The 14,219-nt window shown below is 71.1% G+C and carries 11 protein-coding genes; 8 read left to right on the top strand and 3 right to left on the bottom strand.

The genetic code is table 11. The annotated features are described in order from the left end of the window. Positions 1-134 precede the first annotated feature (134 nt). The 3 genes from dxs to LCE31_RS25360 all read right to left on the bottom strand — a co-directional run bounded on the left by dxs (position 135) and on the right by LCE31_RS25360 (position 4,530). Positions 135-2,048 (bottom strand): 1-deoxy-D-xylulose-5-phosphate synthase, encoded by a 1,914-nt coding sequence (dxs, locus tag LCE31_RS25350; RefSeq protein ID WP_225017972.1) that lies wholly within the window; start codon positions 2,046-2,048, stop codon positions 135-137. 407 nt (positions 2,049-2,455) lie between these two features. After that, entirely contained in the window at positions 2,456-3,745 is a 1,290-nt protein-coding gene (locus LCE31_RS25355; protein ID WP_225017974.1) for a sugar ABC transporter permease, read from the bottom strand. Then, positions 3,742-4,530, bottom strand: coding sequence for an ATP-binding cassette domain-containing protein (locus LCE31_RS25360; protein ID WP_225017976.1), 789 nt, complete (start codon positions 4,528-4,530; stop codon positions 3,742-3,744). Before LCE31_RS25360 ends, LCE31_RS25355 begins: the two co-directional genes overlap by 4 nt. A gap of 367 nt (positions 4,531-4,897) precedes the next feature. Here LCE31_RS25360 and LCE31_RS25365 point away from each other — a divergent pair, with 367 nt between their 5' ends. The 8 genes from LCE31_RS25365 to LCE31_RS25400 form a co-directional block, all read left to right on the top strand. Next, positions 4,898-5,464 carry an XRE family transcriptional regulator gene (locus LCE31_RS25365; RefSeq protein WP_225017978.1) on the top strand — a complete coding sequence of 189 codons (567 nt, stop codon included), beginning with the start codon at positions 4,898-4,900 and terminating at the stop codon, positions 5,462-5,464. Positions 5,465-5,701: 237 nt separating this feature from the next. Further along, a complete protein-coding gene (locus LCE31_RS25370; RefSeq protein WP_225017980.1) occupies positions 5,702-7,117 on the top strand; it encodes an aminopeptidase P family protein in 1,416 nt (471 codons plus the stop codon). Positions 7,118-7,375: 258 nt separating this feature from the next. Then, complete coding sequence (locus LCE31_RS25375; protein WP_225017982.1) at positions 7,376-8,920, top strand: ABC transporter substrate-binding protein; 1,545 nt, start codon at positions 7,376-7,378, stop codon at positions 8,918-8,920. A 33-nt stretch (positions 8,921-8,953) separates the two neighbouring features. Further along, on the top strand, positions 8,954-9,907 hold the full coding sequence (locus LCE31_RS25380; protein WP_225017984.1) for an ABC transporter permease: 954 nt from the start codon (positions 8,954-8,956) through the stop codon (positions 9,905-9,907). Further along, entirely contained in the window at positions 9,904-10,797 is an 894-nt protein-coding gene (locus LCE31_RS40935; RefSeq protein ID WP_225017986.1) for an ABC transporter permease, read from the top strand. The genes LCE31_RS25380 and LCE31_RS40935 overlap by 4 nt, the downstream gene beginning before the upstream one ends. Beyond that, entirely contained in the window at positions 10,797-11,780 is a 984-nt protein-coding gene (locus tag LCE31_RS25390) for an ABC transporter ATP-binding protein (RefSeq protein ID WP_225017989.1), read from the top strand. The genes LCE31_RS40935 and LCE31_RS25390 overlap by 1 nt, the downstream gene beginning before the upstream one ends. Further along, positions 11,777-12,844: an ABC transporter ATP-binding protein gene (locus LCE31_RS25395; protein ID WP_225017990.1), complete on the top strand. Its 1,068-nt coding sequence runs from the start codon at positions 11,777-11,779 to the stop codon at positions 12,842-12,844. Before LCE31_RS25390 ends, LCE31_RS25395 begins: the two co-directional genes overlap by 4 nt. Further along, positions 12,825-14,219, top strand: a 1,395-nt coding sequence (locus tag LCE31_RS25400) for a gamma-glutamyltransferase family protein (protein ID WP_225017992.1), incomplete at its 3' end; no start/stop codon positions are given. The genes LCE31_RS25395 and LCE31_RS25400, both read left to right, overlap by 20 nt.

The following is a 14,219-nucleotide window of genomic DNA, read 5'->3' on the forward strand; positions in this document are numbered from 1 at the left end:
AAGGTACTGGAGTTCACGGACCCACTGACCGGCGCCGCACACCGCTTCAGCAGCGCTCAGCGGCTGGCCCGGTGGCCGGGGGGGGGCCGGGGGGGGCCCCCCCCCCCCCGGGGCCGGTGCGGTTCGGTCGCGGATCAGTCGCGGGCGACCTCGCGGGTGTCCACGAGCCTGCCGTCGAGACGGGACACGAGCCCGGTGACCTGGCGGGCGATGTCGGGCGCGGTCAGCCCGATCTCGGCCATCAGCTCCTTGCGGGACGCGTGCGGGAGGAAGCGCTCGGGGATGCCGAAGTCCCGCAGGGGCATGTCCACGCCGGAGTCGCGGAGCGCCTGGGCGATCGAGGCGCCCACCCCGCCGGTGCGGATGTTGTCCTCGACGGTGACCACGACGCGGTGGCGTTCCGCGAGGGGGACCATCTCCTCGTCGACGGGCTTGACCCAGCGCGGGTCGACGACCGTAGTGGAAATGCCCTGTTTGTCCAGCAAAGTGGCGATCTCCAGGCACATCGGTGCCAGCGCGCCGACCGAGACCAGCAGCACGTCCGCCGGGTCCGTGGTCGCGGGCTTGCGCAGGACGTCCATGCCGCCGATCCGCCCGACGGCCGCGACGGCGGGCCCGACCGCGCCCTTCGAGTAGCGCACCACGGTCGGCGCGTCCTCGATCTGGACGGCCTCGCGCAGCTGGGCGCGGACCTGGTCGGCGTCGCGCGGGGCGGCGATCCGGATGCCCGGCACCACCTGGAGCATCGACATGTCCCACATGCCGTTGTGCGAGGGGCCGTCGGTGCCCGTGATGCCGGCCCGGTCGAGGGCGAAGGTGACACCGCAGCGGTGCAGCGCGACGTCCATCAGGACCTGGTCGAAGGCGCGGTTGAGGAACGTGGCGTAGACGGCGAAGACGGGATGCAGCCCGGCCGTGGCGAGGCCCGCGGCGGAGACCGCGCCGTGCTGCTCGGCGATGCCGACGTCGTACACGCGGTCGGGGAACGCCTCGGCGAACTTGGTCAGGCCGACGGGGTGCAGCATCGAGGCCGTGATCGCGACGATGTCGTCCCGTTCCTGGCCGAGCTTGAGCATCTCCTCGCCGAAGACGGACGTCCAGTCGGCGCCGCCCGCCGAGATCGGCAGGCCGGTGTCGGGGTGGATGGGGCCGATGCCGTGGAAGCGGTCGGTCGGGTCCTGCTCGGCGGGCGTGTAGCCGCGGCCCTTCTCGGTGATGCAGTGGACGATGACGGGGCCGCCGAAGCGTTTCGCCCGCAGGAGCGCCGACTCGACCGCCTCGACGTCGTGCCCGTCGATGGGGCCCATGTACTTCAGGCCGAGGTCCTCGAACATGCCCTGCGGGGCGACGAAGTCCTTGAGGCCCTTCTTCGCGCCGTGCAGCGTCTCGTAGAGCGGCCTGCCGACGACCGGGGTGCGCTCCAGCAGGTCCTTGCCGCGGGCGAGGAAGCGCTCATAGCCGTCGGAGATGCGCAGGGTGGCGAGGTGGTTGGCGAGGCCGCCTGTGGTACGCGCGTAGGACCACTCGTTGTCGTTGACGACGATGACGAGGGGGCGGTCCTTCGCGGCGGCGATGTTGTTCAGTGCCTCCCAGGCCATGCCGCCGGTCAGCGCGCCGTCGCCGATCACGGCGACCACGCTGTCGTCCTTCTTCAGGACGCGGTTGGCCTTGGAGAGGCCGTCGGCCCAGCCGAGGACCGTGGAGGCGTGCGAGTTCTCGATCACGTCGTGCTCGGACTCGGCGCGCGAGGGGTAACCGGAGAGGCCGCCCTTGCCCTTCAGCTTCGCGAAGTCCTGGCGCCCGGTGAGGAGCTTGTGCACGTAGGCCTGGTGGCCGGTGTCGAACAGGATTCGGTCGTTCGGCGAGTCGTACACCCGGTGCAGGGCGATGGTCAGCTCCACGACGCCCAGGTTGGGCCCGAGGTGGCCGCCGGTCTTCGAGACCGCGTCGACGAGGAACGTCCTGATCTCGCCCGCGAGCTGCCTGAGCTGCTCGGGGTCGAGCCGGTCCAGATCCCGCGGTCCCTTGATGTGGGTCAGCAACGGCACCCGTGCCTCCTTGCGATTGAGCCGGTCGAGCTCTGCCGATTCGCTGATTCTAATGTTCCGCCCGCGACGGCGTTCGTCGGGCGGCGCGTTTGTGTGTCACACCAACGACTGCAAACAGGCGGAAACCCTTGCTGCGGGAGGGACCTTGTGCATCGTCACACGCCGCACGAGAACCAGGGTTCCCCGGCGTCCGTACGGGGCCGGCGGGACCCCGGGCGCCGGCCCGCCCGGGTCCGGGCGCGGGGCGGGCGTCACGTTTTCGAACACCTGAACGGTTTTGATCGATCTCGTCCGTCCGTGCGCCCGTGGGCGGGGCGGCAGGGACCCGGGGCCGGCCGCGCGAACGGCCCGGAACGCGGCTGTGCCCGGCGCCTGGAAGGCACCGGGCACAGCCAGCGGGAACGCGGTCAGGCGCGACCCGCGCTCCGCTGCGTCTTCCTGGTGATCGCGTCAATGACCACGGTGGCCAGCAGGACGGCGCCGGTGACCATGGACACGATGGGCGCGGCGACGCCCTGGATGCCCAGGCCGACCTGGATGGAGATGATCACGAGAACACCGAGGAGGGCGTTCCACGTCCGGCCGCGGCCACCGAAGAGGCTGGTGCCGCCGATGACGGCCGCCGCGATGGAGTTCATCAGCAGGTTGCCGGAACCGGCGCCCTGGTTGGCGGCGGCGATCTGGGAGGCCAGGAACAGGCCGCCGAGCGCCGCGAAGCCGCCGGAGATCATGAAGACCGAGATCCGTATCCAGGTCACGTTGATACCGGCACGGCGGGACGCCTCGACGCTGCCGCCGAGCGCGAAGATCTTCCGGCCGTAGGTGGTCCTGCGGAGCACGAAGTCCGTGATCACCAGCAGACCGATGAAGATCACGACCGCCAGCGGCAGGCCCTTGTACTGGTTGAAGATGATCGCCACGCCGAAGGAGACGATCGCGACCAGCACCGTACGCATGATCGTGTCGGACAGCGGACGGGACGGGACTCCGGCCTGCTTCCGGTTGCGGTTCTGCGAGAACGACGTCCAGAAGAACAGGACGACGGCGACGATGGCCAGGATGTAGGCGGCGGCGACGTCGCTGAAGAAGTAGTTCTCCAGCTTGTAGACCAGGTTGTCGTTCGGGATGCTGATGGTGCCGGCCGGGCCGAGCACCTGGAGCATCAGGCCGCTCCAGAAGAGCAGGCCCGCCAGCGTGACGGCGAAGGCCGGGACGCCGATACGGGCGAAGAAGAAGCCGTGGATTCCGCCCGCGATGATGCCGGAGACCAGCGCGAGGATCAGCGCCAGGATGTCGTTCATGCCGTGCGTGACGGCGAACACCGCGAAGATGGCGCTCGCCAGGCCGCTGACGGAGCCGACGGAGAGGTCGATCTCACCGAGCAGCAGGACGAAGACGATGCCGGTGGCTATCAGCCCCGTACCGCTCATCTGCACCAGGATGTCGGTGATGTTGCCCGCGCCCAGGAAGCTGGAGTTCAGGCTCGTGAAGATCACGGCGATCAGGATCAGGCCGACGATGACCGGGATGGACCCCAGCTCACCCGCCTTGACCTTGCGCCGGAACTCCGTGACGTAGCCGCCGAGGCCCTGCTCCTGCACGAGCAGCCGGGGGTCGACCGCGGTAACCGCGCCCGAGGCTGCCTCCGGGGCGTCCACAGCCTTGTGCTGTGGCGCGGAGGTCTTGTCGATACTCACTTCTGAACCTCCGCGGTACGGGACGCGCGCCGGGTGACGGCGTTGTCCGTGGCGCCGGTGATGGCGGCGATGATTTCTTCCTGCGAGGTGGTCCTGACGTCGAAGACGCCGTTGTTGCCGCCGAGGCGGAGGACCGCGACCCGGTCGGCCACGGCCTTGACGTCCGCCATGTTGTGGCTGATCAGCAGGACCGCGAGACCGCGGGAGCGCAGCCGCTCGACGAGGTCGAGCACCTGGGCGGTCTGCTCCACGCCGAGAGCCGCCGTCGGCTCGTCGAGGATGACGAGCTTGGGCTCGCCGAGCATCGAGCGGGCGATCGCCACGACCTGGCGCTGGCCGCCGGAGAGCGAGGCGATCGGGATGCGGACGCTCGGGATGCGGATGGACAGCGAGTCGAGGAGCTCGCGCGAGCGGCGCTCCATCTCGACCTCGTTGAGGACGCCCCAGCGCCGGATCTCGCGGCCGAGGAACAGGTTGCCCACGACATCGATGTTGTCGGCGAGGGCGAGGTCCTGGTAGACGGTCGCGATGCCCAGGTGCTGGGCGTCCTGCGGGCGTTCGACGGAGACCTTGCGGCCCTCCCACTCGATGACGCCCTCGTCGATGGGATGCACGCCGGCGATCGTCTTGACCAGCGTGGACTTTCCGGCTCCGTTGTCGCCCACCAGGGCGACCACCTCACCGGCGTGGATCTCAAGGTCGACGTCGGTGAGCGCCTGGACGGCACCGAATCGCTTGAAGACCCCTCGCAACGCCAGCACGGGCGTAGCGGTCACGTGAACCATCTCCTTCGCCGCCTGACCGGCGGGGATGCCGCGCCGGGGGTGTGGCGCGGAGGTCGAGCAGAACATGCGGAAGCCCGTCGCCCTGGAGGGCGTCAGGAGGTGTGAAGGGGTTCCGTCCGGCACCCCGCCGCTGCTGCTTGCGGGGCGGTGGGCGAGCGGGTCGCCGGACAGGCTTCACGGGAGTGCCGCGGGGCGGGGGGGGGGGGGGGGGGGGGGGGGGGCCCCCCCCCCCCCCCCCCCCCCGCGCCTCTTTTTGTTGTCGACGGTGTTAAACGTTCATTACAGTGAACGAAGCCAGCACGGAATGTGCGTTATAGCGAACGTTCAGAGGTGGAAAGCGGTGCACGCAGAGCCGTACAACGGGTCCGTGAGGGATCTGCTGGCCGACAACCTGAAGGCGGCCAGGGCCCGCAGGGGTGCGTCCCTCTCGGAGGTCGCACGCCTCTCCGGCATCAGCAAGGCGACGCTCTCACAGTTGGAGTCGGGCACCGGCAACCCCACCATCGAGACCGTCTTCAGCCTCTCGCGCGCACTCGAAGAGCCCGTCTCCGGCCTCCTGGAGCCCCCCGCGCACCGCGGCATGACCGTGATCCGCGCGGCCGACGTGACACCCCTCGCGGGCGAGGGCGTCGACCTGCGCCCGTACGGCCGCATCGAGGGCGCGGGACTGATCTGCGAACTCTACGACCAGCAGGTCAGAGCGGGTGCGAGACAGGAGTCCCTGGGGCATGTGGGGACCGAGCACACCGTGGTGCAGTCGGGCTGCCTGCGCGTCGACGTGGACGGGACGCGGGTGGAACTCGGCGTCGGCGACTACCTGTCCTTCGACGCCTCCGTCCCGCACGCCTACAGCGCGCCGTCGGGACCCGTGCGGTCCGTACTGGTCATCAACTACCGCGCGGCCGGCCGCACCCCGGGCGACGCCCCGCACTGATCCGGCCGCCTCCGCGCGGGCGGGGGCCGCCCGTCCCGCGCTGACGTGCGTGGTTGCGGAAAGTGAACTGCGCGTGGCAAGAGCATTGACACCCCCTGGGCGGTGGCTTAGTTTCTGGGTGTTCGCTCTATGGAACAGGATGAGTTCGGTTCCATGTACGAGAACACGTAGGGGGAAGCACTGATCCTCCGCCACGGCAGCCCCCACAGGATGACCGCACCGAAGGGCGGAACCGGCATGAACGAACCCCTCTCCACGGCACCGCCCCGGCTGCCCCGACTGGGCCGACTGCCCTCCTTCATCGACCTGATGGGCAACGGCTGGGCCGACGCCGACCGGACGCCGGACCTCGTGCCCGGCGCTGCCGACGCCGCTGCCGCGCACCGCGAACTGCTGAGCGCCCTGCACCCCGGCAGGCCCCTCGTCGTGGCCTCGGGCAGCGCGCCCGTCCGAAGCAACGACACCTACTACGACTTCCGGCCCGACAGCGACTTCCTCTGGCTGACCGGCGCGGCCGTCGAGGGCGCGGTCCTCGTCCTCACCCCCGGCGGCACAGGACACGACGCCGCCCTGTACCTGCCGGCCCCCGCACGCCCCGGCGGGCCGGACTTCTTCACGGACGCGGCGCGCGGCGAGCTGTGGGTCGGGCCCGTGCCCGGCCTCGCCGACTGGCGCGCCGCACTCGGCATGGACGTGTACGACACGGCCGGCCTCGACGCGGCCCTCGGCCGGCTGCGCGATCCGCTCGTCGCCGGGGCCCCGGTCCCCGGCCTCCTCGCCCGGCACGGCCTCGCGCCGTCCGGTGAGCTCGGCCGGAGCCTCGCCGACCTGCGGATGATCAAGGACGACTGGGAGATCGAGCGGCTGCGGGAGGCGGTCGACCGGACCGTCGAGGGGTTCGCGGCCGTCACCGCCGAGATACCCGCCGCGGGGGGGGGCGGCGGCGAGCGGTGGCTCCAGGGCACCTTCGACCGCTACGCCCGCACCGTCGGCAACGGCCCCGGCTACGCCACCATCGTCGGCAGCGGCAAGCACGCGCCGACCCTGCACTGGGTACGCTGCGACGGCCCGGTGGCCGACGATGAACTGCTCCTGCTCGACATGGGCATCGAGACCCGCAGCTACTACACGGCCGACGTCACCCGCACCTTCCCCGCGTCCGGCACCTTCTCACCCGTACAGCGCCAGGTGCACGACCTCGTCGAGCGCTCCCACCGGGCGGGCCTCGCCGCCGTGGGACCCGGCCGCCCCTTCACCGACTTCCACCACGCGTCGATGGAGGTGATCGCGCGCGGCCTGCACGACTGGGGGCTCCTGCCGGTCTCCGTCGACGAGGCGCTCTCGAGCCAGGGCCAGCACCACCGTCGCTACCTGGTCTGCGGCATCGGCCACCACCTCGGCCTCGATGTCCACGACTGCGCCCGCTCCTCCTACGAGGACTACCACGGCCGGGCGATGGCGCCCGGCATGGTCCTCACCGTCGAACCCGGCCTCTACTTCCACGCCCACGACCTGACCGTGCCGCCGGAGCTGCGTGGTATCGGCGTCCGGATCGAGGACGACATCGTGGTCACCGCCGACGGCTCCGACGTGCTCTCCGGCGAACTGCCGCTGGACGCCGCCGGGCTCGAACGCTGGATGCGGGCACACTGACACCGGTCCGGGCGCACGGGGAACGGAGCGGCACACCGCGCCCGTCGCCGTCCGCATGCTCGCTCCGGCCCGCGATCAGGGTCGGCCCGCCCGGCCCGTAGCCGTACCCGCAACGGACAGCCGCACGCGCACACTCCGCACCGCGGACCCGCTGTCCGCGGCGGACACACCGCCCATACCCACCGGTATGTCCGGGCGGCCCCCGCCACACGTTCATCCCCGCCCTTCCCCTGCCCACGCGCGACCTATCGAGGACTCATGCGTCCACGCACCCTCGCCGCGGGAGCCACCGCGGCCGCGGCAGTCCTGCTGCTCTCCTCCTGCGCCACACCCGGCGGCGGCACCACCGCCACGGCGGACTCCAACACCCTCGTCGTCTCCACGCCCACGGAACCCGACAGCCTGGACCCCACCCTCGCCAACACCTTCGCCGCCCGGCTGGTGTTCACCAGCTTCTGCGAGAAGCTCTACGACGTCGACTCCGACCTGAAGGTCGTCCCACAGCTCGCCGCGTCCCTGCCCGTCATGTCCAACGGCGGGAAGACCATGGACATTCCACTGCGCAAGGGCATCAGGTTCAACGACGGAACGCCGCTCGACGCCGCCGCCGTCAGGACGACGCTCGAACGTGACCTGACGATGAAGGCGTCGGCGCGGGTCAACGAACTGAACGCGGTCTCCAAGGTCGAGGTGAAGGACCCGAGCACCGTACGCCTGGTCCTCAAACACCCCTCGGCGCCGCTGCTCTCCCAACTGGCCGACCGGTCCGGCCTGGTGATGTCGCCGACCGCGCTGAAGAAGCTCGGCGACAACTTCGGCACCGCGCCGGTGTGCGTCGGGCCCTTCTCCTTCAAGAGCCGCGTCTCCGGCAACGAGATCTCCTTCGTCAAGTCGAAGGACTACTACGACCGCGGCAAGGTCAGGCTCAGCGGCATCGTCTACAAGTTCATCACCAACTCCAGTGTGGCCACCGCCAATCTGGAGTCCGGCGACGTGCAGGCGGCGGAACACCTCGACGCGAGCGACGCGGTCAACCTGGAGAACGAGAAGAGCGAGAAGGTCCTCCACTCCGACACCATCGCGTACCAGTCGATCTCCATCAACGTCCGCAAGAACGCGAACACAGCGCTGAGCCATTCCGCCGACCTGCGCGAGGCGTTCGAGATGAGCATCAACAGGAACGCGCTCAACCAGGCCGTCTGGAACGGCCAGATGGTGCCCGACTGCGGGCCGCTGCCCGTGCAGAGCGCGCTGCACACCCCGGTGAAGTGCACACCGTTCGATCCGGACGCGGCCCGCGCCCTCGTCAAGAAGTCCGGTGCGAAAGCACCGGTGCCCGTCGAGCTGATGGTGCCGACCGGCGCGGCCTCCCAGCGCGAGGCGCAGGTCGTCCAGTCGATGGCCGACGACGTCGGGTTCAAGGTCAGTGTGCGCCCCATCGACCTCGTCTCGGGCCTCGACCTCGCGCGCAAGGGCCAGTTCGACACCTTCCTCGAAGGCTGGTCGGGCCGGGTCGACCCGGACGGCGACACCAACGACATCATCACCACGGGCGGTGCGAACAACTTCTCGGGATCGAAGGACAGGACCGTCGACCGGCTGATCGCGCAGGCCGCGGCGACCACCGACAGTGCGAAGCGTGCCGCGCTGTACGGCGAGGCCGACCGGCGCGTCGCCGCGCAGCGGCCGCTGCTGTACCTGTACCACGACCGCTGGTTCCTCGGCACGAGCGACAAGCTGCACGGCGTCGTCTACCCGCCGGACGGCATCCCCCGGTTCAAGACCGCCTACCTGTCCCACTGACCCGCCGCCCTCCCAGGAAGATCCGCATGTCTCATGATTGAGTTCATACTCCGTCGCACAGGCGCCGCCGTGGTCACGCTCTTCCTCGCCAGCATCGCGGTGTTCCTCGGCGTACGGGCGCTGCCCGGCGACCCGGCCACCGTGCTCGCGGGGGAGAGCCCCACCCCGCAGGCCGTCGCCGCGATCCGGCGGCAGTTCGGCCTCGACCAGTCCCTGCCCCTGCAGTACCTGCACTACATGGGCCAGGCACTCCAGGGGAACCTCGGCTCGTCCACCCAGGACAAGGCGCCCGTCACCCAGATCCTCGGCGAACGCCTGCCGGTCACCCTGGAGTTGACGTTCCTCGCCATCGTCGTCGGCGTGCTGGTGGGGGTGCTCGCCGGGATCGTCTCCGCGGTCCGCCGCGGCTCGGCCTTCGACTACGCGGCCAACGGCTTCGGCCTCTTCGGCCTGTCCGTGCCGCACTTCTGGCTCGGCCTCCTCGGCATCGTCGTCTTCTCCGTGCACTGGCACGTCCTGCCCGCGTCCGGGTTCGTGGGGCTCGCCGACGATCCCGTGGGCAACCTCCAGCGCATGGTGATGCCCGTCCTGGTGCTCGGCCTCGGCCTGTCCGCCGTCGTCATGCGGCAGACCAGGTCGTCGCTGCTCAGCCAGTTGAACGCGGAGTACGTACGCACCGCCAGGTCCAAGGGCCTCTCCCGGGCCCAGCAGATCCGGCACGCGCTGCGCAACAGCCTCACCACCGTCACCACGGTCGTCGGCCTCCAGCTCGCCGGCCTCATCAGTGGCGCCGTCATCACCGAGCAGATCTTCGTCATCCCCGGCTTCGGCAAGCTCATCGTCGACGGCGTCTCCTCCCGCAACTACCCCGTCATCCAGGGCGCCGTCCTGGTCACCGTCGCGGGCTATGTGGTGATCAACCTCCTGGTGGACATCGCCTACGCCTACCTCGACCCCCGCCTGCGGATGGCTGGAGGCTCCCAGTGAACGAGACAGCGATCGGCGCGGCCCCCGAGGCCCCCGCCGCCGACGAGGCGCCCCCGCAGGTCTCCTGGCGGCGCACCGTGCGCAGACTGCTGCGCCGCAAGATGGCCGTGATCGGCGCGGTCATGGTCCTCGTGTTCCTCGGTGTCGCCCTCATCGGGCCACTCGCCGCGGGCAGTTCGACGCGCCTCGGTCTGACGGACATCCTCGCCGGCCCCTCGGGCGCCCACTGGCTCGGCACCGACGACCTCGGCCGCGACGTGCTCGCCCGCATCTGCGACGGGGCCCGCGTCTCGCTGCTGGCCGGCGTGGTGTCCTCCGCGCTCGCCATGGCCGTCGGGGTGCCGCTGGGCCTCGCCGCGGGCTACTTCAGGGGCTGGACCGACTCGGTGCTCATGCGCCTCACTGACGTCGTGCTCTCGTTCCCGTACCTGATCTTCGCGGTCGGCATGGCGGCCATCCTCGGTCCGTCCCTGCGCAACGTGATCATCGCGCTCGCGGTCGCCGAGGTGCCGTCCGTCATCCGCGTCGTACGCGGCGAGACGCTCGTCCTGCGGCAGCAGGACTTCGTACGGGCCGCCGTCGCCGACGGCGCCGGCGACCTCGCCATCATGGGCCGCAACATCCTGCCCAACATGACGAACACTCTGATCGTGAAGGCGACCGTCGCCATCCCCGCCGGCATCCTCGGCGAGGCGGCGCTCAGCTTCCTCGGCCTCGGCGTCCAGCCGCCGCAGGCGTCCTGGGGCGTCATGCTGACGAGCGCCCAGCAGTTCCTCGCCCAGGACCCGCTGCTCGCCGTCTTCCCGGGCGTCGCCATCGCCCTTACCACGCTCGGCTTCAACCTCCTCGGAGACGGCCTGCGCGACGTGCTCGACCCCAGGGAGCTGTGATGCCACTCCTCGACGTCAGGGACCTGCGGGTCCAGTACCGGACCGAGGACGGTCCCGTCTACGCGGCGAAGGACGTGTCGTTCTCGCTGGAGCGCGGCGAGATCCTCGCCCTCGTCGGTGAATCCGGCTGCGGCAAGACCGCCACCGCCATGGCCATCCCGCGCCTCCTCGACCACACCACCGCCACCATCAGCGGCTCGGTCGTCCTGGACGGCACCGACCTGACGACGCTGTCCGAGAAACGCATGCAGGACATCCGGGGCAAGGACATCTCCGTCGTCTTCCAGGAGCCGATGACCTCCCTCAACCCCGCCTACACCGTGGGCAAGCAGATCGGCGAGGTCATCAGACGCCACACCGGCCTGAACCGGGCGGCCGTGCGCGAACGCGTGGTGGAGCTGCTGGAACTCGTCGGCATCCCCGACGCGCGCCGGCGGGCGGGCGCGTACCCGCACGAGCTGTCCGGCGGCATGCGGCAGCGCGTGATGATCGCGACGGCCGTCGCCTGCGACCCGAAGGTCCTCATCGCGGACGAGCCGACCACGGCCCTCGACGTCACCATCCAGGCCGCCGTGCTCGACATCATCCGCAGACTCCGCGACGAACTCGGCACGGCCGTCGTCCTGATCACCCACGATCTGGGCGTCGTCGCCGAGGTCGCCGACCATGTCGTCGTCATGTACTCGGGGCGCCATGTCGAGCACTCGCCCGCGGCGGACGTCTTCGCCAGCCCCCAGCACCCCTACACGCTGGGCCTGATGGACGCGCTGCCGGCGCGCGCCGCCCGAACCGGCGGCCGGCGCAGGCTCACCGAGATCCCCGGCATGGTGCCGCCGCCCACGACCGACCCGGACGCCTGCCAGTTCGCCCCCCGCTGCACCCGTGCCACCGACGACTGCACGGCGAAGCGGCCCGCACTTGCCCGCGTCGACGCACACCACCTGGTCGCCTGCTACCACCCGGGCCCTGGAGAGACCGCATGAACGACACACCGCGGCGCGCGGACGCCGCACCCGAAGGGACCGTCCTCGATGTCCGGGGCCTCGTCAAGCACTACCCGGGCCGCTCCAGGGCCGCCCGCAGGGACGGGCCCGTGCGCGCCGTCGACGGCGTCGACCTGCGCATCGGGCAGGGCGAAGTCCTCGGCCTCGTGGGGGAGTCGGGCAGCGGAAAGTCCACCGTCGGCTCCTGCGTCGCCCGGCTCACCGACCCCACCGCGGGCCGCATCGAACTCCTCGGCCGGGACATCTCCACCCTCAGCCGCCGCGAGATGCGGCCGCTGCGCCGCGACGTCCACGTCGTCTTCCAGGACGCCTACTCGTCACTCGACCCGCGCATGAAGATCGGCGACATCGTCGGCGGACCGCTGCGCCGGCACGACGAGGGCGACGCGGCCGGGCGCCGCCGGCGCGTCGGGGAGATGCTCGAACGCGTCGGCTTCCGCGCCCAGATGGCGACCCGCTTCCCGCACGAGCTGTCCGGCGGCCAGCGCCAGCGCGTCGCCCTCGCCCGCGCCCTCGTCCTGAACCCGCGGCTCGTGGTCGCCGACGAACCCGTCTCCGCGCTGGACGTCTCCGTCCAGGCGTCCATCCTCAACCTGCTCCTCGACCTCCAGGCCGACCTGGGTTTCTCGTGCCTGTTCATCACGCACGACCTGTCCGTCGTGGAGTTCATCAGCGACCGCATCGCCGTCATGTACCTCGGCCGTATCGTCGAGACGGCCACCCGAGAAGAGCTCTTCGCGCACCCCCAGCACCCCTACACGCAGGCGCTGCTGTCCGCCGCCCCGGCCCCCGACCCGGGCGCCACCAGGGCCAGGGAGCGCGTCGTGCTCGGCGGCGACCTGCCGAGCCAGTCCCAGCGCATCCACGGCTGCGCCTTCCACCCCCGCTGCCCCGTCGCGGTGGACCGCTGCCGCAGCGAGGCGCCCGTACTGGCCGGCGTGACGGCGCCCGACCACCCCGTCTCCTGCCACCTCGTGGACGCGGAGACCGGCGGCCCCGACATCTCCCAGGGAAGGAACGGCATTGTTCACCACACGTCCTGAACTCGTCGGCGACTTCGGCATGGTCGCCTCCACCCACTGGCTCGCCTCCGCCACCGGCATGAGTGTGCTGGAGCGCGGAGGCAACGCCGCCGACGCCGCGGTGGCCGCGGGCTTCGTCCTCCAGGTCGTGGAACCGCACCTCAACGGTCCTGGCGGCGACGTCCCGATCCTGCTGTTCGACCCCCGGGAGGACAAGGTCAACGTGGTCTGCGGCCAGGGCACCGCGCCCGCCGCCGCGACCGGCGACGCCCTCACCGCGCTCGGCCTCGACATCGTGCCAGGCACCGGCTTCCTGCCAGGCGTCGTACCCGGCTCGTTCGGCGCCTGGCTGCTCCTGCTGGAGCGCTGGGGCACCTGGAGCGTGGGCGACGTCCTCGCGCCCGCCATCCACTACGCCGACAAGGGCCACCCACTGCTCGGGCGCGTGTCCTCGGCGCTGGAGACCGTCGCGGACATGTTCCGCGCCCACTGGCCCACCTCCGCCGCCACCTGGCTGCCCGGCGACGCCGTGCCGAGAGCCGGCAGCCACTTCACCAACCCCGTGCTGGCCGCTACCTACCGGCGCATCGTGGACGAGTCCGAGGCCGCGGGCGGCACGCGCGAACACCGGATCGGCGCCGCGCGCGAAGCCTGGTACCGGGGCTTCGTCGCGGAGGCCATCGGCGCGTACTGCGGCGGCACCGAGGTGATGGACACCTCGGGCACACCGCATCGCGGCCTGCTCACCGCCGACGACCTCGCAGCCTGGGAGCCCGCCGTCGAGGAGCCCGTTACCTTCGACTACCACGGCCACACCGTCTGCAAGACCGGCCCCTGGGGGCAGGGCCCGGTCTTCCTCCAGCAGCTCGCCCTGCTGGAGGGCTACGACCTGGACGCGATGGTACCCGGGTCCGCCGACTGGGTGCACACCGTCGTCGAAGCGGGCAAGCTCGCCTTCGCCGACCGGGAGGCCTGGTACGGCGACCCGCGCTTCACCGACGTACCCCTCGCCGACCTGCTCAGCCGGCCCTACGCCGAGGAGCGCAGGAAGCTCATCGGGGACACCGCGTCCCTGGAACTGCGCCCCGGCGCGCCCGGCGGCCGGCCGCCCCGGCTGCCGCGCTACCCGGGCGACCCGGCCACCGCCGGCGGCTCGAACGCGGGGGCGGGCGAGCCCACCGTGTCCGAGTCCGGCGAGGTCCGCGGCGACACCTGCCATCTCGACGTCGCCGACAGCAACGGCATGATGATCTCGGCCACGCCCAGCGGCGGCTGGCTCCAGTCCTCGCCCACCGTGCCCGGCCTCGGCTTCTGCCTGTCCACACGCGGCCAGATGTTCTTCGTCGAGCAGGGCCTGGCGAACTCGCTGCGCCCCGGCGCCCGCCCCCGGACCACC

Source organism: Streptomyces sp. 8L (genome assembly GCF_020176795.1).
GTDB lineage: Bacteria > Actinomycetota > Actinomycetes > Streptomycetales > Streptomycetaceae > Streptomyces.